Below are 17,566 nucleotides of genomic sequence, written 5' to 3'. Positions count from 1 at the left end.
TCACTGCTCCCTCAACAACTTGCGTTTTTCATTCCATGCGGTGGTACTAATGCTCACCAAAATGATCACGCCGCTGAAAACCGTATGCCAGTAAGAAGAGACGCTCAGTAGCGTCAGGCCGTTTTGCAAAAATGCCAGCAGCATCACGCCCAGCACAGTGCCGGTCAGTGTTCCCCGACCACCACTCATACTGGTGCCCCCCAGCACCACAGCCGCCAGTACAGTTAACTCGAATCCCATCAATGAGTTAGGTGCAACCGATTGGGAGATCTGCGCCTGAACCACTGCCGCGACACCTGCCAATATGCCCATGTAGCCATAGACATACAGATGTAGCCGCAGAATGTTAATCCCCAGACGGGAGGCGGCATCTTTGTTGCTGCCCATGGCGAAGATCTGCCTCCCAATGCGGGTGTAATTCATCAATACGCCAGTGAAAATAGTGGTGGCGGCCAGACAAAATAGCGGGAGTGTCAGGCCATAGTCGTAGCCATCACTGCCAGTAAACGAAAACCAGTTAATCCCGGTCATAAACCAGTCAGGGAAGCCGTACAACCAGGTGCCGTTGGTGATATAAACCAGTAAGCCGTAGAACAGATTCAGCGTGGCAATGGTGATAATAATCGCCGGGACTTTTAGCCAATAAACCAGCAACCCATTAATCATCCCCAGAACCAAACCGACTGCCATAGCCAAGATGAATGCCAGCGCGAAGCTGCCGCCATGGGTAATCACCCACGAGGCCATCACATATTGCGCAATCGCCGTGACCGCAGGGAAAGAGATATCAATACCACCAGCAATTAGCACCACAAACAGACCGCAGGCTAAAATACCCAAAATGGCATAGCTGGTGGCAACATCCGTTAAGTTGCCCAACGTCAGGAATTCAGGGCTTTTCACACTCAGTCCGATTGCCAGTAACAGCACCAGCAGACCCAGATAGAACTCATGGCGGCCCGTGAGCTGCCGCAGTTTTAGCTTATCCATTGACCACCTCGGCGATCTGTTGTTCGGTGCACTGATGCGGATAAAACTCGGCTACCAGTTCACCTTTGCGCATCACCAACACCCGATGGCTGTTGTAGTACGCCTCTGGAATCTCGTCACAAATCATTAATACCGCCATACCCTGCGCCGCCAGTGCCTTGGCAATGTGGTAAATCCCCTCTTTATTGGCGATATCAACCCCCACCGTCGGTGAATCGAGAATCAAAATACGCGGCTGTGTCGCCACCCATTTGGCAATGGCGATCCGCTGCGCATTACCGCCGGACAGGGTTTTGACTGGCAGCGCAGTATCGGAAACTTTGATATTCAGATCCCACACCAGCTGTTTTACCAGCGCGGCAGCTTTGGGGTGATCCAGCAAGCCACTGCGGGTATGCAATTGGTCGAAAATCGACACAATCGTGTTGTCATAGATCGACTGCTCCATGATCAAACCTTGCGTCAGGCGATCTTCGGAGACATAGCCGATCCCCTGGCGGATCGCGTCACGATTATGGCGAAAACGTACCGCCTCACCAGCGACACGTATTTCGCCACTTGAAGGCTGGGTCATGCCAAACAGGCTCAGACACAGCTCAGTACGGCCCGCCCCCAGTAAACCGGTGATCGAGACAATCTCGCCCTCATGCAGGGTCAAATCGATATTGCGGAACTGCTCGCCACGGCTCAGTTTTCTAACCTCCAGTAGCGGTGCTGCTCTGGCGGCCAACGGCGGCAATTGGCTGTAAGTAAAGCGCTGGCCAGTCATGCGGAACGCCAACTCATGGCTATCTAATTCGCTGGCAGGCCAGGTGCCAATCAGTTGGCCATCGCGCATCACGCTGATCCTGTCGGCGACTTCCATCACTTCATCCAAACGGTGGCTGACGAACACCACGCAGATGCCTTGCGATTTCAGGTCGCGCACCACGTTCAGCAAACCTTTCACTTCCTGGCTGGTTAGCGAAGCGGTTGGTTCATCCATAATCACTAAGCGGGCATCTGCGGCAATCGCGCGGCAGATAGCCACTAACTGGCGGTCAGCAATGGAGAGTTGCTCCACCTTTTTATCGGGATCGAGGGTGACACCCACGCGCTGCATGGCGGCCAGCGCCCGATCGCGCATACTTTTACGTTTCACCCAGAAGTCGCCGCCGGGCAGATAGCGGTGGACGGCAATGTTTTCTGAGACGGTTAAATTGGGGAACAGCGACAAGTCTTGGTAGATAACCTGTACGCCATAGAAGAGTGAGAGTTGCGGCGTAAGCTGATGGAACAGCTTGCCGTCGATCAGGATGCTTGCGCCTTTCTCTGGCTGATAAACCCCTGAAATTACTTTGATAATGGTGCTCTTGCCGCAGCCATTCTGGCCTGCCAGGCAGTGCACTTCCCCTTTGTTCAGTGTGAGATTCACCTGATCCAGCGCCAGCACGCCGGGGAATCGCTTACTGATATTTTCAAGCGTGATAAATGCGTTGGCCTGAGTCATGACAATACCTTCCCTAACGCCATAGGCATGGCGCTATTTTGCAGCCATTCAGTGGGGGTGGAGAGGGCAGTGAGGCTGCTTTCCCACTGCCTGTTTTACTACTGAACCCAGCGAGTTCACTGGTTATTCCCTGATGTGGCGTCTGAAAATCAGAAACCTAAAGTTTTCGCATTGTCTTTGGTGACTTCAAGAATTTTATTAAAACGGATCACCCCTTTTTCGCTATCAACATCCGCTTTACCCAAACCGTCGATGGTCAAATCCGGCGTCACTTTCTGCCCTTTCAGCAGTTGATCAGCAATCTGTACCACCGCAAAACCGGCATCTTTCGGGTCCCACAGCAGGGCTTTTTTGATATCACCGCGCATCAAGTAAGGCGCCGCCTGTGCTGGCATCGCAATACCGACAACCGCTATCTGATCCTTAGCCCGTTTCTTGGCAACCGCTTGACCGGCACCAATCGGCCCCAGAGAACCAAAGCCAATAATCCCTTTCATTTGCGGATAGGTTTTCATCAGATCCAGCGTGGTGGAGTACGATTTATCAATATTCTCCGCCACTGGCAGACGTGGGGTGACTTCGAACATCTCAGGGTATTTTTCTTTCTGATATTTGATGGCGTAATCTGCCCAGGCGTTATGCAGTGGCACGGTCAGCGAGCCGACATAAATGGCATAGCCCCCTTTGCCGCCCATGGCTTTTGCCAGTTCATCCATATTGGCCTGCGCATATTTTTCGCTGTCGATGGTTTCAACATCCCACTGCCCAATGCGCTGATCCGGTGATTCATGGGTCAGCACCACAATGCCCTTCTCTTGGGCTTTTTTCAGTACCGGCTCCAGCACTTTGGCATCGTTCGGCACCACAATGATGGCATCCACATTTTTGGCGATCAGATCTTCAATAACTTTAACTTGTTGTGCTGGATCGGGCGTCGCTGGCCCCACTTGGTAAGCATTCACATCTAACTTTTTCGCGGCTTCATTGACGCCCACTTCCATGCGCGTAAACCATGGAATACCGGTAACTTTTGCCACGACGGCAATTTCAGGTTTTTTCTCTGCCATCGTTTGCGTGGTGAACAGCATGCATGCAGAAACAACACATGCATTCAGTAATGCGAGATTAAATTTCATAGCAATACCTTCTTGTTTTCTTTCAGATAACGGGTTGGTTGCAGGGTGAAGAGTCAGTGGTGTTGCAAAGTGAGTGTTTTATTTTCATGTGACTGCTTTTCACACACAGAAGATTAACAAAAGAACACAAGAGGCTGCGCGATGAGGCAGAGTGAACTGTGATGCAAGCCCAAAAAGGTAAAATATACTGAGTTATTTGGTTAAATATTAGTTAATAAAATAATAGGAAGAACAAAAGCGATCAAAAAAATAGAGATATAACACCATTAATTAACAAATAATTAACCAATTGAGAGCAAAATGATTTTCCCGAGCATGATGTAGCACGCCAATAACCACCTATTCTCGGCGGCTAAAACCACCATTGTTCGGAACTGAGATAAAGATCCCATTTCGCGCACAATGTGTGAATACAACTCCCCTTTCAGGGCCTCGTTTTCTACTCATAGCGGTAGCACGGGCGCAGTTTATATCGAGATAACTCACCCCATACCTCCTACATTGATCTTTTTCTTTCATTTATCGCGAATATGATATAATTACCTGAAAGCTACACTCGCTAACCGATAGCCTGCCTTTATGACCATTCACGACGCGATCCCCGCTTTTAATGTAAAGATTGCGTCAATTGTCCTCTTTTCGAAAAAAATAATTGGCTCCAGTGTCTGACGATATGTACCGCTATTGAGTTATATCCTTATGCGTTACACACTCGCACTTAACGCATCACGATAGAGTTCCCATGATAAAACCGCAGAAATTTCATATTTCCCTGCTTCACCCGCGCTATTGGCTCACCTGGTTTGGCCTTGGTTTGCTGTTTCTGTTAGTCCAACTGCCCTACCCGGTGCTCAACAAGCTGGGGCTTTGGCTAGGGCGCACCTCAATGCGTTTCCTCAAGCGGCGGGTTTCCATCGCACGACGTAATCTGGAACTCTGCTTCCCAGATATGGATCAGCCAACCCTTGAGCGCACCATTGTGGGCAATTTTGAATCCTTGGGTATGGGGCTAATGGAGACCGGTATGGCCTGGTTTTGGCCCGATGCCCGCATTAAGCGCTGGTTTACCGTCTCTGGCCTGGATAACCTGAAAAAAGCGCAAGAGGGCAACCGTGGCGTGTTGGTGATTGGCGTACACTTTATGTCGCTGGAGCTGGGTGGCCGCGTGATGGGGCAGTGTCAGCCGATGATGGCGATGTACCGCCCACACAACAATAAAGTAATGGAGCTGGTACAAACCTGGGGCCGCATGCGCTCCAATAAAGCCATGCTCGACCGCAAAGATCTCCGTGGCATGGTGCAGGCATTGAAGAGAGGTGAAGCGGTATGGTTTGCACCGGATCAAGATTACGGCCCGCGTGGTAGCGTGTTTGCACCGCTGTTCGCCGTCGATCAAGCTGCGACCACCAGCGGCACCTTTATGCTGGCTCGTTTGGCAAAACCGGCACTGCTGCCGCTGGTTTTACTGCGCAAACCAGATGGCCGGGGCTATGAGTTGCTGATACAGCCAGCGCTGGAGGATTACCCCATCGACGATGAGATTGCCGCTGCCAGCTATATGAATAAGGTGATTGAACAAGAGATCTTGCGCGCGCCAGAGCAATATCTGTGGTTGCATCGCCGCTTTAAAACCCGCCCTAGCGGGGAACCATCACTGTATTGAATGCATTCAATCTATAAAGCATCCAACAGAATATAACCCGCGCCAAATGCGGGTTTTTTACTGCCTGAACCCGACGACAGCTCCCTTTGCATAACTGTACCCATTTCTTTCACCCCCCCTGCACTAAAAAGCATCAACCTGCCGATAAATGCGCCCTTTAAGTGCATCCTGCCTCGTCAGAAATTACCTACAAAGAGGTAAGCCCCAGTCATTCGCTCTCTAAGCAATGAAATGCAACTCTGGCATCCCATTTGCTAATACCAAACTGGCTACATGCCAACAGACAGCGACGGTGCATCACCGGTGCGCCACAAAATTAAAATAGGTTCGACTTTGCCTCACAGGACGCTTTCATGAAAAAAACTATCATTTCAACGCTGGTGGCTGCCGCCTCATTAGTGGCATTAGCGGGTCAGGCCCACGCGGGTACTACTTTGGATGCGGTGAAGAAAAAAGGTTTTGTGCAGTGTGGTATCAGTGATGGCTTGCCCGGCTTCTCTTACGCCGATGCCAGCGGCAAATTCTCCGGTCTTGATGTTGATGTCTGCCGTGGTGTGGCTGCCGCCATCTTCGGTGATGCAGAAAAAGTCAAATATACCCCGCTGACCGCAAAAGAGCGTTTTACCGCCCTGCAATCCGGCGAAGTGGATATTTTGTCCCGTAACACCACCTGGACTTCCTCTCGAGATGCCGGTATGGGGATGTTATTTACCGGCGTGAACTATTACGACGGTATCGGCTTCCTGACCCACAATAAAGCGGGGCTGAAAAGCGCCAAAGAGCTAGATGGGGCCACGGTCTGTATTCAGGCCGGCACGGATACGGAGTTGAATGTCGCTGACTACTTTAAAGCCAACAAAATGCAATACACACCAGTCACCTTCGACCGCTCCGATGAGAGCGCCAAAGCGCTGGACTCAGGTCGTTGCGACACACTGGCCTCTGACCAATCCCAACTCTATGCGCTGCGTATCAAGTTAGGTAAACCAGACGAATTTATCGTCTTGCCAGAAGTTATCTCGAAAGAGCCGCTGGGGCCAGTTGTGCGCCGTGGTGACGAAGATTGGTTCGCCATCGTCCGCTGGACACTGTTTGCCATGCTGAATGCGGAAGAGATGGGGGTGACCTCGAAAAACGTCGAAGCACTGGCGGCGAAACCGACTACACCGGATATGGCCCACCTGTTAGGTCAGGAAGGCAATTACGGCAAAGATCTGAAAGTGCCTAACGATTGGGTGGTTAAAATCGTCAAACAAGTGGGTAACTACGGCGAAAGCTTTGATCGCAATGTCGGTATGGGCAGTGAGCTGAAAATCAAACGTGGGCAAAATGCGCTGTGGAACAGTGGTGGCCTCCAGTACGCGCCACCGATTCGCTGATGACAGATGCAGTTGTTGATCTCTCCGGCAGGTTCGCCCTGCCGGATGTATGACCCAGACCGAGGCCCACACTATGTCACAACGCCCAACCGTCAAAGGTGCCTTTTCGCTGACCAATCCAGCGGTGCGCGCCTGGCTGTATCAAATTATTGCGCTATTGATACTGATCGGATGCGGTGCGTACCTGATTCATAACACCATTACCAACCTATCAACCCGGGGCATCACCTCTGGCTTTGCCTTCCTGAACAACAGTGCTGGTTTTGGCATTGTGCAGCACCTTATCGACTATGAGCAGGGCGATACCTATGGTCGCGTGTTCTTGGTCGGGCTATTCAACACTTTGCTGGTTTCAGTATTGTGCATCTTCTTTGCGTCGATACTGGGCTTCTTTATCGGGCTGGCGCGTCTGTCTGACAACTGGCTATTACGTAAACTGTCGACTGTCTACATCGAAACCTTCCGCAATATCCCACCGCTGCTGCAAATTTTCTTCTGGTATTTCGCGGTGTTACGCAATCTACCGGGGCCACGGCAGAGTATGGATGCCTTCGGTGTCGCATTTCTGAGTAATCGTGGCTTATATTTGCCGTCACCGGAATTTGCGGCCGGTTTTATCCCTGCACTGGTCGCCGTGCTATTGGCGGTTGCCGCCATCATCGCCCTCTATCGCTATAACCATTTCCGCCAGCGCCATACCGGCCAATTCCACCACACCTGGCCACTGGGGCTGTTGCTGCTGATTACCCTGCCCACACTGGCCCACTTAATGTTTGGCCCGGCGCTGCACTGGGATATCCCCGAACTACGCGGTTTTAACTTTAAAGGCGGCTTGGTGCTCATCCCTGAGCTGGCGGCCCTAACACTGGCGCTGTCGGTTTATACCTCAACCTTTATTGCGGAAGTGATTCGCTCTGGCATTCAGTCTGTGCCCTATGGTCAGCATGAAGCCGCGCGATCACTGGCGTTGCCCAATACCGTCACCTTGCGTCAGGTTATTTTGCCGCAGGCGCTGCGGGTCATCATTCCACCACTGACCAGCCAATATCTGAATATCGTCAAAAACTCCTCACTGGCTGCGGCCATCGGCTACCCCGATATGGTGTCGCTGTTCGCCGGTACTGTGCTGAACCAAACCGGTCAGGCGATAGAGACCATCGCCATCACCATGTCGGTCTACTTGGTTATCAGCCTATCAATTTCATTTTTAATGAATCTCTACAACCGGCGTATTGCGCTGGTAGAGCGCTAAGGGGAGCGAATGACGATGACATTAACCCGCGAACCACCCAGCACTGTGCGGCCGGGTAACCCGTTGAGTCGGATGGTCTTTTGGGCCAGAAAGAATCTCTTTTCCAGTTGGAGCAATAGTCTGCTGACCTTGCTCTGTCTGTGGCTGATGTGGCAGTTGATTCCGCCGCTGCTGAATTGGACGATTTTTAACGCCAACTGGCTAGGTACATCACGCACCGATTGCACTCGCGAAGGTGCCTGCTGGGTATTTATTCATGCGCGCTTTGGCCAGTTTATGTATGGCCTCTACCCCATTGAGCAGCGCTGGCGCATTAATACCACGCTAATCATCGGATTACTCACGCTACTCCCACTGTTCTGGCGCGCGATGCCACGTCGTGGCCGCTATCTGGCGGTCTGGATAGTGGCCTACCCACTGCTGGTCTGGATGATGTTATATGGCGGCTTTCTGGGGCTATCCCGCGTGGAAACCCGCCAGTGGGGCGGCCTGACGCTGACGCTAATCATTGCCGCCGTCGGTATTGCTGGCGCACTGCCGTTGGGTATTTTACTGGCGCTGGCCCGCCGCTCAAGTATGCCGGTAGTGCGCATTTTGTCAGTGGTGTTTATCGAGTTCTGGCGCGGGGTGCCGTTAATTACCGTGCTATTTATGTCCTCGGTCATGTTACCGCTGTTTATGACCGAAGGCACCAGCATCGATAAGCTGATCCGCGCCCTGGTAGGGGTGGTGCTGTTCCAGTCAGCCTATGTGGCGGAAGTGGTGCGCGGCGGGCTACAAGCTCTCCCCAAAGGGCAGACCGAAGCCGCAGAATCACTGGGGCTGGGCTACTGGAAAACCCAAGGGCTGGTTATCTTGCCACAAGCCCTGAAAATGGTCATTCCTGGGCTGGTGAACACCATTATCGCCCTGTTTAAAGATACCAGTTTGGTGATCATCATTGGTCTATTTGATCTCTTCAGCAGCGTGCAACAAGCCACTGTCGATCCCGCCTGGCTGGGGATGTCAACCGAAGGCTATGTCTTTGCCGCCACGGTTTACTGGATTTTCTGTTTCAGCATGTCGCGCTACAGCCAGCATCTGGAAAAGCGCTTTCACACCGGACGTTCCACACATTGAGGCATAACATGAGCGACAATCAGCCAATTCTCGGCGATAAGATGATGATTACGCTGGAAAACGTCAATAAGTGGTACGGGCAGTTCCACGTATTGAAAGATATCAATTTGCATGTGCGCCCCGGCGAACGCATTGTGCTGTGCGGCCCTTCCGGCTCCGGCAAATCCACCACTATCCGCTGCATCAACCATCTGGAAGAGCATCAGCAGGGCAAAATCATGGTGGATGGCATTGAGCTGAATGATGATTTGCGTAATATCGAGCGAGTGCGCACCGAGGTCGGCATGGTGTTTCAGCACTTCAATCTGTTCCCGCACTTAACCGTGATGCAGAACTGCACACTGGCCCCAAGCTGGGTGCGCAAAATGCCGAAGCAAGAGGCGGATGAACTGGCGATGCACTATCTGGAGCGGGTGCGGATTGCCGAGCACGCCCATAAGTTCCCCGGTCAGCTCTCCGGCGGGCAGCAGCAGCGCGTGGCGATAGCTCGCTCTTTGTGCATGAAACCCAAAATCATGCTGTTCGATGAACCCACTTCGGCACTGGACCCTGAAATGGTCAAAGAGGTGCTGGATACCATGATAAGTCTGGCGCACGAGGGCATGACCATGCTGTGCGTGACCCACGAAATGGGCTTTGCCCGCACCGTCGCCGATCGGGTTATTTTTATGGATCGTGGTGAAATCGTGGAGCAAGCACCGCCAGCGGAGTTTTTCTCTCATCCGAAATCAGAGCGCACACAGGCGTTTCTGGCACAAGTTATCCACTAAATTCATTACGTTGGGTGTTTTCATTGAATATTTATGGGTGAGGTCTCCTCACCCTTTTTTCATCCGGCTACTGCGCAATAATCAAGTAATCCATTGAACTTAATAAATTATATAATCTAAATATCGGTAACATTATCTTTCATAAAACAACTACTGTTAAAACCAGTGATATTATAACTTTTACTTAGCCATCAAAAATAAGTAAATAATAACCTTGCCGATAGAAGGTAATCGTTATTTAATGACTTCACACCCCTATAAATAACACAACATCGACAAATATTAAGCTGTTAATTAATAAAATTAGCAAGAGTGAAACTCGATGAAAGAAGATATATCACAAACACTTAACGTCCTAATACGATTTTGGGCACAGAGTTCAGAACCTTGGGGGGTGAAAGATAATAAGTCACAGTTTATTTATGCAAATAAAAAATATCATCAATTACTGGCATTACCTGATGGTTTTTCTGTGGAAGGACGATTAGATGGCGAACTGCCAGCATCAACCTCCGAGTTTCAAACTGAGTTTCAAGCGCATGATCGTAAGGTGGAATTATTAAAGGATCGAGTAACATCACTTGAAATACATACATTTGGAGGTAAAACCTATGTTCAACCTTGGTTTTTTGATAAATATCCCTTAATCGATGAAGATGGAGTATCGGTAGGAACGATATTCCATGGTCGAGCGGTGGACAATATGGCATTAAACCATTTAAGCAAAATACAAATACCTACCTCACTTGTCTTTACGCCCCCCTCGACTCTATTTTCCAACAGAGAGTGGGAGGTGCTATTTTACCTTTTACACGCCTATCCAAGTACGGAGATCGCCAATAGGCTGTATCTATCAACCAGAACCGTCTGTAATATTATCCAGAGTATTTATCGGAAAGCTGGCGTCTCCAGTAAGCAGCAGATTATCGAATATTGCGATGCAAAAAACATTAATAATTATATTCCACAAAGTTTTTTTAAACACACTGGCTCATTTCTATTTATGCCGAAAAAAGCCAATGTCGATTAAGTTAACTATTTATCACGTCAGCAACCATTGTCAGGGCGCTATTTACCTCAATAAATGCTATTGCCACCATAAATACTATTACCTAAATAACTACTATTACCACAATAAATGGCCGATAAGTGGGCATCAATCACCGTAATAATGCCGACTAACATCATCACCAAACTAGAGACTACGCCCTGCTGCGGCCCGATCTCATAGGCTTTCGCAGTACCCGCGCCATGGGAAGAGGCCCCCAGCCCCGCGCCTTTTGCCAACCCACTACGCACTGATAGCCGCAGGAACAGCCGGCCGCCAGACAGCAGCCGGATGAGGGGAACTAACTCTCTTTTTCGATCAGCAGCGCTTCCAGCAGATCTAAATCGTGCAGCAGTTTTTGCAGAGTTTCATTGCTGATTTTCTGGGTAGCGCGCAGATGATACAGTTCACCACGCTCGGCCCGCAGCGCGGTTAAGCGGAAGCGTCGCTCCAGATTTTCGATCAATAAGGTGCTCTCGACTTCATCCTTGCTGCCCGTGCGCCGTCGCAAAGTGCCGATGACCCGTGAACTGACCTCTTTGAGCAGCTCTGGATCGATATTCTCCTCACTGCTGGCCGCCAGCCGCTCTTCCATCTTATTTAGGCTGACAATCGCCACTTCTGCCGCCGCCGCCCGTGCCAGGCGAATCTCTTCACGGCTGGCGTTTTTATCTGCCATAACCACACCGCGCAGTAATGGCGGCAGAGCAATGACCCCGACAATGACCGACAGCAGGATGACACCAGTGGCGATAAACACCAATTGGTAGCGGGATGGGAAAGCTGAGCCATCGCCAAGGAATAACGGAATCGACAGCACACCGGCGAGGGTAATCGCCCCACGGACTCCGGCGAACGACGCCACCCACAGCTCGCGAGTGGTGTAGTTGCTAAACTCCAGTGGCCGTCTCTTCAGTAAGCGCTTACTGATTCTTTTCATCGACCACAGCCAGCTAAAGCGCAACACCAGCAGTGCGCCGTAAATGATGGCAACGTCAGCAAACAGATTCCAGGTTTGAATGGTCGGGTCCAGCTCCGCCTGCACAATCGAGGTTTCCAGAATCCCCGGTAATTGCAGCCCCAACAGGATAAACACCATGCCGTTGAACACGAATTCCAGCATCGACCAGACGCTATCAGCACGTAACCGCATCGTCAGCGGGGCATTACGAATCACGCCAGACTGGCTGATAGTCATGCCCGCCGCCACTGCCGCCAGGATACCGGAGACACCAATATGCTCGGCAATCAGATAGGAGGCGAAAGGCAACAACAGCAGTAACACGATTTGTGTCGCCGGGTCATCACCACTCCAGCGGCTCATCAGGCGCAGCGATTTACTGTATAGCCAGGTGACTGCTACACCAGCCAACAAGCCGCCGATGGCCACTTTCAGAAACTCTAACGTGGCACCGGAGACGGTAAATACCATGGTGCCCATCGCCACCGCGATAGCAAACTTCAGCGCCACCAGACCGGAGGCGTCATTCATCAACGCCTCCCCTTCTAATACGCCCATAATCGATTTCGGAATGCGCCCTTTCCCCACGATACCGGACAACGCCACGGCATCGGTTGGCGACAATACCGCCGCCAGCGCAAAGGCCGCCACCAGCGGGATACCCGGCACCATCCAGTAAATCAGGTAGCCGATACCCACCACCGTGACTAGCACCAAGGCCAGTGCCAGACCCAAGATCTCCCGCCCATGATGGATAAACTCCCGCGTCGGGGTTTTCCAACCATCAGCAAATAGCAGTGGCGGAATAAACAGCACCAGGAATAATTCTGGGTCAAAATCGACATGCAAACCAAAGTGGGGCCAGGCTAACAGGGCGCCACAGACAATCTGCATCAGTGGGAGGGGGATTTGAAACGGCAACATTCGGGTGACAACGCCGGAGAGCGATACCACCAGAATCAGAATGAGGATTGTAAAAAAGATTTCCATGCTTTCCTTAGACTCAACTCAACTCAACTCAACACTACCTATACCCAATAGATTGAAAATTGCGGGGTATGATACAAAAACTGATAGTACTCGCCCGTCAACAGGGCCAACACGCAGCTTTTGATAGTAGATCACTTTTTTATTAAATGGGGAAAAAACCTGTCACAGAGAGCAGGAAAACACAAAAAATGGGGAGATTGCCGTGGTGGTAATATTGGGGACAGGGCGTCCCCAATAGTCGTGGAGTTAAATCGCCCAACCGCCGGCATAGAATGCCACCAGCGCAACCGCAATAATCACGGTGCCGATGTTCAGTTTACGCCATTCGCCGGAACAGATTCGGCCAATCACCAGTGAACTGAAGCCCAGCATAATGCCGGTCACGATATTACAGGTCAGCACGATAAATACTGCGCAAAGCAAGCCGGACATCGCATCAACAAAGTCGTCGAAATCCAGTTTAGACACGTTGCTCAGCATCAGTAAGCCCACGTACATCAGGGCCGGTGCCGTAGCGTAAGCCGGAACCAAATAGGAGAGCGGCGAAAGGAACAGCATGAACAGGAACAGCACACCGACCACCGTGGCGGTCATACCGGTTTTGCCACCTGCCGCCGTACCCGCAGCAGACTCGATGTAGACCGCAGCAGGGGCCGCGCCTACTAAACCAGCAAAGATGCTGCTGACGGAGTCAGAGGTCAGTGCTTTGCCGCCACTGATAATTTGGCCATCTTTGTCCAGCAGGTTAGCCTGACCCGCCACCGCACGGATGGTGCCCGTGGCATCAAACACCGCAGTCATGACCAACGCCAGCACACTTGGCAGCACCACAGGTTTCAGCGCCCCCATAATATCGAGGCTAAAAATCAAAGAGTCGCCGTTGGCATCAGCCAGGCTAGGCATGGCGAACAGCCCTTGGTAGGTCACACTGGGGTCAAAAATCAGGCCAATAATTGAGATGCCGATAATCACCAGCAGAATACCACCTGGCACCCGCAGTTTTTCTAAACCAAAAATCACCGCCAGACCCAATAACGTCATAATCACCGGGAAAGAGGTAAATGCGCCCAGCGCCACTGGCAAACCTTCAATTGGGTTTTTGATAACCAGGCCGACACCATTCGCCGCAATCAGCAGCAGGAACAGGCCGATACCGATACCGGTGCCATGCGCCACGCCCATCGGCAAGTTACGCAATATCCACGAGCGGATCCCGGTAACAGAGATGATGGTAAACAGCACCCCCATCAGGAATACTGCGCCCAATGCCACAGGGATACTGATATGTTGGCCCAATACCAAACTGAATGCGGTAAACGCGGTCAATGAGATGGCGCAACCAATCGCCATCGGCAAATTCGCCCATAAACCCATCAACAAAGAACCCAAGCCCGCGACTAAACAAGTTGCGACAAACACCGCTGTTGGCGGGAAGCCTGCTTTGCCCAACATGCTCGGCACCACAATGACCGAATAGACCATAGCCAAAAAGGTCGTCAGACCGGCCAGCACTTCCTGGCGTACATTACTGCCACGTTCACTAATTTTGAAAAATGCATCAAGCGAACTTTTTGGCTTTGCTGCCGTGTTCGCTTGAGGATTGGTGCTAGACATGGTTATGTCCCCTGTGTGTGTCATTTTAAAGTCGTCAGCGAGCCAGGCGCCTTTTCCATACGTAATCGTTTCCGTCGCTGCCGATTAACTCGTCAACTCCCCTCACACCGAAATGGCGGAGGAAATAGCAAACGATTAGCTGGAAGTACGCATGACTGAAAAAAATCGAGATTTAGGGCAGGTGTCATTTAAGGCAAACGATTATCTAGCCAATAGCAGTGACTAATCAACACCAGATAGCGACATTTCATGCATTTTTTAACATTAATTTGTCCGTAAGCATCAAATCGAGGGCAAACGAAAGTGTGAGCGGCCTCACACCCATTTACCTTGAGTGACCTTTGATACTTAATCGCCGGAGATCAGCTCTCCAATTTGTAGGCACCCCCCTTATCAATCGCCTGCTTATAGGCGGGGCGTTGATGAATCCGCACTAAGAAATCTTGCAGTTTCGGGCAACCCGCAAGGCCACCACGGCTGTTGATGGCCTCAATAGGGAAGCTCATTTGGATATCTGCCGCACTGAAATCGCTGCCCGCAAACCATTGATGTTGGGTGAGATGCTGCTCCAGATAATCGCGGTGCGTGGCAATTTGCTTATTCAGATAATTTTTCTGTACCCCATTGCCCAACGCCTTGGCAACCGGGCGAATAATCCACGGCACTGGCGGCCCGCCCAGTCGGCTGAAGATAAGCTTCATCACCAGCAGCGGCATCAATGAACCTTCCGCATAATGCATCCAGTAGCGAAACTGCTGGCGGTCATAATGACCCGTCGGCTTAAACAGCCCCTGCGCATCATAGGCTTCCTGCAAATATTCGATGATTGCACCTGACTCAGCTAGCGTCAGATCGCCATCAGTGATTACCGGTGATTTACCCAGCGGATGGATTTTTTTTAGTTCAGGGGGTGCCAGCAAGCTGCCCGGATCGCGCTGGTAGCGCTTCAACTCATAGGGGACTTGCAGCTCTTCTAGCATCCACAAAATACGCTGTGAACGTGAATTATTCAGATGGTGGACAATAACCATAACCAAGCTCCATATGTAAGCGACCAAGAAAGTGACGACACTAAAGGAGTGAGTATAGTCGAGTGCCAGATAACGCTATTTATTCTGGTATCATCATAAAAACAGCCTTTAAATTGTAATTCACAATAACAACCTAAAAGATGTATTGCCTGTTGACAACTTATAGTATGTATTTTCCTTTTACAGCTTATTAGTTGTATTGTAAAATTACAGTTTATATGCTGTATTATGCTATTGCACACCATTCCCTGCGGAGGTCTTGATGGACTATCCTATTAAAATTTTGAGTCAATTGCGCCCTACGTTAATTGGCTTTCGAAAGAATAAAGGGCTGACTCAGGCCAGCCTGGCACAACTGTTAGGCATCACCCAACAGTCCTATGCAAAGCTTGAGGCTAATCCTGCATCGGCCAGTGTTGGACGGCTTTTTAAAATATTGCATCTTTTAGATGTCGAACTGATCCTTGGTGAGAAAAGAAACGCCAGCTCGCATCCCAGTAAAACTCACCAGTCAGAAAAAAGTCAGGCGATAAATTTACCGTCAAAACAAGAGGATTGGTGATATGACTCGTCGAACTCAACGGCTCAATATCTGGATGAACGGCCAGCAAGTTGGCTATTGGGAAAAAAACGAGGTGAAGAATTACTGATTTATGCTCAGGAATGGCTAGCAAACGAACAAGGCCGCCCGTTGTCATTATCATTGCCTTTTACGGCCAATAATCAGCCCTATAAAGGCGATATTGTACGAGACTATTTTGATAACTTATTACCCGACAGCGATGACATCCGGCGACGCCTGGCAACCAAATATCACGCGGAGCATCAATCCTTTCGATCTACTGTTTGAACTAGGAAGAGATTGTGTCGGGGCAATACAATTACTCGCCAATGATCCCCCCGCCGATCTGTTCTCTATCCAACAACGGCCACTAACAGAGAGTGATGTAGCGCGTATCCTACGAAACTCATGGTCTGACAATGCATTTGTGCGCCCTGAACACGATGAAGATCTCAGATTATCTATCGCAGGGGCACAAGAAAAAACCGCACTTTTGTTTCACGATCATCAGTGGTGTCTTCCTTATACCACCTCACACCACTTTATGATGTGCTATCAACCCATCCGATTATCGGCTCGGGCCGTAATCAAATTGCGGCCCCAAAAATTAAGTTAGCGATGGCGGTGAGAGGGAGTAAAAATTACTATTTCATTAACCAGATACAGCGGCATCATTGGCGAAAACAGGCTGAACTTGTTGGGTTAGGAGCTGTTCTTGCTGACTTAGCAGAAAGTATCCTGACCGGTCTTCATCGACAATGTGACAAAATAGCGGCGATGCCTTGACTGGTCAGTACAAAAAACCCAGCTATTACACTGGGTTTGATTTCTCTGTTTTTAGACGACAGGGATCAGAATGGGATATCGTCGTCGAAATCCATTGGTGGCTCATTGCCGCCTTGCGGTTGTGCTGCGGGGGCAGACTGAGCAGGGCGTGAAGTCTGACCGCCGCTGAACTGCTTGCCACCTTGTGGCTGTTGAGGTTGACCCCAACCGCCTTGCGCGCCGCCATCTTGTGGTGCACCACCACCTGCCGGAGCACCGCCGCCTTGACGGCCACCCAGCATTTGCATAGTACCGCCAACGTTAACCACAACTTCAGTGGTGTATTTCTCAACACCAGCCTGATCTGTCCACTTACGGGTTTGCAGTGCGCCTTCGATGTAGACCTGAGAGCCTTTACGCAGGTATTCACCCGCTACTTCAGCCAGTTTGCCGAACAACACCACACGGTGCCACTCCGTCTTCTCTTTCTGCTCGCCGGTTGCTTTATCACGCCAGCTTTCGGAAGTGGCCAGGGTGATATTGGCAACAGCGCCGCCGTTAGGCATGTAGCGGACTTCCGGGTCTTGGCCCAAATTCCCGACCAAAATCACTTTGTTTACGCCTCTGCTGGCCATGTTAACTCTCCTGATGAAGTAAATTTTGTACAGTATAAACGAGTAAGTTTAACACGCTAACTACCAAAGGGCACAACTGATCATAAGTGCGTAATGCATTACAGATTTCTCGCGTAATCTCTCTTAATTGCACTCGGATACTGGATATCCATTCAGGTTTTT

14 protein-coding genes and 2 pseudogenes are annotated in these 17,566 nt (G+C 50.6%); 8 read left to right on the top strand and 8 right to left on the bottom strand.

Annotated elements, in window-relative coordinates:
* The 3 genes from FFE93_RS01785 to FFE93_RS01775 form a co-directional block, all read right to left on the bottom strand.
* A complete protein-coding gene (locus FFE93_RS01785) occupies positions 1–990 on the bottom strand; it encodes an ABC transporter permease (RefSeq protein WP_032896604.1) in 990 nt (329 codons plus the stop codon).
* Positions 983–2,479 carry a sugar ABC transporter ATP-binding protein gene (locus tag FFE93_RS01780; RefSeq protein WP_049602639.1) on the bottom strand — a complete coding sequence of 499 codons (1,497 nt, stop codon included), beginning with the start codon at positions 2,477–2,479 and terminating at the stop codon, positions 983–985. The genes FFE93_RS01785 and FFE93_RS01780 overlap by 8 nt, the downstream gene beginning before the upstream one ends.
* A gap of 149 nt (positions 2,480–2,628) precedes the next feature.
* Positions 2,629–3,615, bottom strand: a complete 987-nt coding sequence (locus FFE93_RS01775) for an autoinducer 2 ABC transporter substrate-binding protein (protein ID WP_032896602.1) — start codon at positions 3,613–3,615, stop codon at positions 2,629–2,631.
* Between the two features lie 742 nt (positions 3,616–4,357).
* Here FFE93_RS01775 and lpxP point away from each other — a divergent pair.
* The 6 genes from lpxP (at position 4,358) to FFE93_RS01745 (ending at position 10,828) form a co-directional block, all read left to right on the top strand.
* Complete coding sequence (gene lpxP / locus FFE93_RS01770; RefSeq protein WP_005271302.1) at positions 4,358–5,278, top strand: kdo(2)-lipid IV(A) palmitoleoyltransferase; 921 nt, start codon at positions 4,358–4,360, stop codon at positions 5,276–5,278.
* 353 nt (positions 5,279–5,631) lie between these two features.
* Entirely contained in the window at positions 5,632–6,657 is a 1,026-nt protein-coding gene (locus FFE93_RS01765; RefSeq protein ID WP_005271300.1) for an amino acid ABC transporter substrate-binding protein, read from the top strand.
* Positions 6,658–6,730: 73 nt separating this feature from the next.
* A complete protein-coding gene (locus FFE93_RS01760; RefSeq protein ID WP_054872845.1) occupies positions 6,731–7,909 on the top strand; it encodes an amino acid ABC transporter permease in 1,179 nt (392 codons plus the stop codon).
* Between the two features lie 15 nt (positions 7,910–7,924).
* The gene (locus FFE93_RS01755) at positions 7,925–9,028 is read left to right on the top strand and encodes an amino acid ABC transporter permease (RefSeq protein ID WP_054872846.1); all 1,104 of its coding nucleotides are present in this window, start codon (positions 7,925–7,927) and stop codon (positions 9,026–9,028) included.
* Between the two features lie 8 nt (positions 9,029–9,036).
* Complete coding sequence (locus FFE93_RS01750) at positions 9,037–9,798, top strand: amino acid ABC transporter ATP-binding protein (RefSeq protein ID WP_054872829.1); 762 nt, start codon at positions 9,037–9,039, stop codon at positions 9,796–9,798.
* A gap of 322 nt (positions 9,799–10,120) precedes the next feature.
* Entirely contained in the window at positions 10,121–10,828 is a 708-nt protein-coding gene (locus tag FFE93_RS01745) for a helix-turn-helix transcriptional regulator (protein ID WP_057648698.1), read from the top strand.
* 96 nt (positions 10,829–10,924) lie between these two features.
* Here the strand turns inward: FFE93_RS01745 and FFE93_RS01740 are convergent.
* The 4 genes and pseudogenes from FFE93_RS01740 to FFE93_RS01725 form a co-directional block, all read right to left on the bottom strand.
* A pseudogene (locus FFE93_RS01740) lies at positions 10,925–11,124 on the bottom strand (LrgB family protein); the annotation flags it as partial.
* Between the two features lie 23 nt (positions 11,125–11,147).
* Positions 11,148–12,797, bottom strand: coding sequence for a Na+/H+ antiporter (locus FFE93_RS01735; protein ID WP_005271285.1), 1,650 nt, complete (start codon positions 12,795–12,797; stop codon positions 11,148–11,150).
* 246 nt (positions 12,798–13,043) lie between these two features.
* Positions 13,044–14,411: an NCS2 family permease gene (locus FFE93_RS01730; protein WP_005271282.1), complete on the bottom strand. Its 1,368-nt coding sequence runs from the start codon at positions 14,409–14,411 to the stop codon at positions 13,044–13,046.
* 362 nt (positions 14,412–14,773) lie between these two features.
* Entirely contained in the window at positions 14,774–15,442 is a 669-nt protein-coding gene (locus tag FFE93_RS01725) for a glutathione S-transferase family protein (RefSeq protein WP_005271278.1), read from the bottom strand.
* A gap of 262 nt (positions 15,443–15,704) precedes the next feature.
* Between FFE93_RS01725 and FFE93_RS01720 the strand changes: the two genes are divergently transcribed.
* Positions 15,705–16,004, top strand: a complete 300-nt coding sequence (locus FFE93_RS01720) for a helix-turn-helix transcriptional regulator (RefSeq protein ID WP_005271275.1) — start codon at positions 15,705–15,707, stop codon at positions 16,002–16,004.
* Position 16,005: 1 nt separating this feature from the next.
* Positions 16,006–16,790: pseudogene (locus FFE93_RS01715) on the top strand (HipA N-terminal domain-containing protein).
* Positions 16,791–16,855: 65 nt separating this feature from the next.
* Here the strand turns inward: FFE93_RS01715 and FFE93_RS01710 are convergent.
* Positions 16,856–17,404 carry a single-stranded DNA-binding protein gene (locus FFE93_RS01710; protein WP_032896598.1) on the bottom strand — a complete coding sequence of 183 codons (549 nt, stop codon included), beginning with the start codon at positions 17,402–17,404 and terminating at the stop codon, positions 16,856–16,858.
* Positions 17,405–17,566: the final 162 nt, after the last annotated feature.

This window comes from Yersinia sp. KBS0713 (genome assembly GCF_005937895.2).
Classification (GTDB): domain Bacteria; phylum Pseudomonadota; class Gammaproteobacteria; order Enterobacterales; family Enterobacteriaceae; genus Yersinia; species Yersinia bercovieri.
Note: the sequence above shows the minus strand (reverse complement) of the source record. Positions and strands in the feature narration are given on the sequence as shown.

What these genes read in the sequence shown, in the direction of transcription:
- FFE93_RS01785 (WP_032896604.1), bottom strand. Translation starts at nt 990, where the DNA reads ATGGATAAGCTAAAACTGCGGCAGCTCACGGGCCGCCATGAGTTCTAT.
- FFE93_RS01780 (WP_049602639.1), bottom strand. Translation starts at nt 2,479, where the DNA reads ATGACTCAGGCCAACGCATTTATCACGCTTGAAAATATCAGTAAGCGA.
- FFE93_RS01775 (WP_032896602.1), bottom strand. Translation starts at nt 3,615, where the DNA reads ATGAAATTTAATCTCGCATTACTGAATGCATGTGTTGTTTCTGCATGC.
- lpxP (WP_005271302.1), top strand. Translation starts at nt 4,358, where the DNA reads ATGATAAAACCGCAGAAATTTCATATTTCCCTGCTTCACCCGCGCTAT.
- FFE93_RS01765 (WP_005271300.1), top strand. Translation starts at nt 5,632, where the DNA reads ATGAAAAAAACTATCATTTCAACGCTGGTGGCTGCCGCCTCATTAGTG.
- FFE93_RS01760 (WP_054872845.1), top strand. Translation starts at nt 6,731, where the DNA reads ATGTCACAACGCCCAACCGTCAAAGGTGCCTTTTCGCTGACCAATCCA.
- FFE93_RS01755 (WP_054872846.1), top strand. Translation starts at nt 7,925, where the DNA reads ATGACATTAACCCGCGAACCACCCAGCACTGTGCGGCCGGGTAACCCG.
- FFE93_RS01750 (WP_054872829.1), top strand. Translation starts at nt 9,037, where the DNA reads ATGAGCGACAATCAGCCAATTCTCGGCGATAAGATGATGATTACGCTG.
- FFE93_RS01745 (WP_057648698.1), top strand. Translation starts at nt 10,121, where the DNA reads ATGAAAGAAGATATATCACAAACACTTAACGTCCTAATACGATTTTGG.
- FFE93_RS01735 (WP_005271285.1), bottom strand. Translation starts at nt 12,797, where the DNA reads ATGGAAATCTTTTTTACAATCCTCATTCTGATTCTGGTGGTATCGCTC.
- FFE93_RS01730 (WP_005271282.1), bottom strand. Translation starts at nt 14,411, where the DNA reads ATGTCTAGCACCAATCCTCAAGCGAACACGGCAGCAAAGCCAAAAAGT.
- FFE93_RS01725 (WP_005271278.1), bottom strand. Translation starts at nt 15,442, where the DNA reads ATGGTTATTGTCCACCATCTGAATAATTCACGTTCACAGCGTATTTTG.
- FFE93_RS01720 (WP_005271275.1), top strand. Translation starts at nt 15,705, where the DNA reads ATGGACTATCCTATTAAAATTTTGAGTCAATTGCGCCCTACGTTAATT.
- FFE93_RS01710 (WP_032896598.1), bottom strand. Translation starts at nt 17,404, where the DNA reads ATGGCCAGCAGAGGCGTAAACAAAGTGATTTTGGTCGGGAATTTGGGC.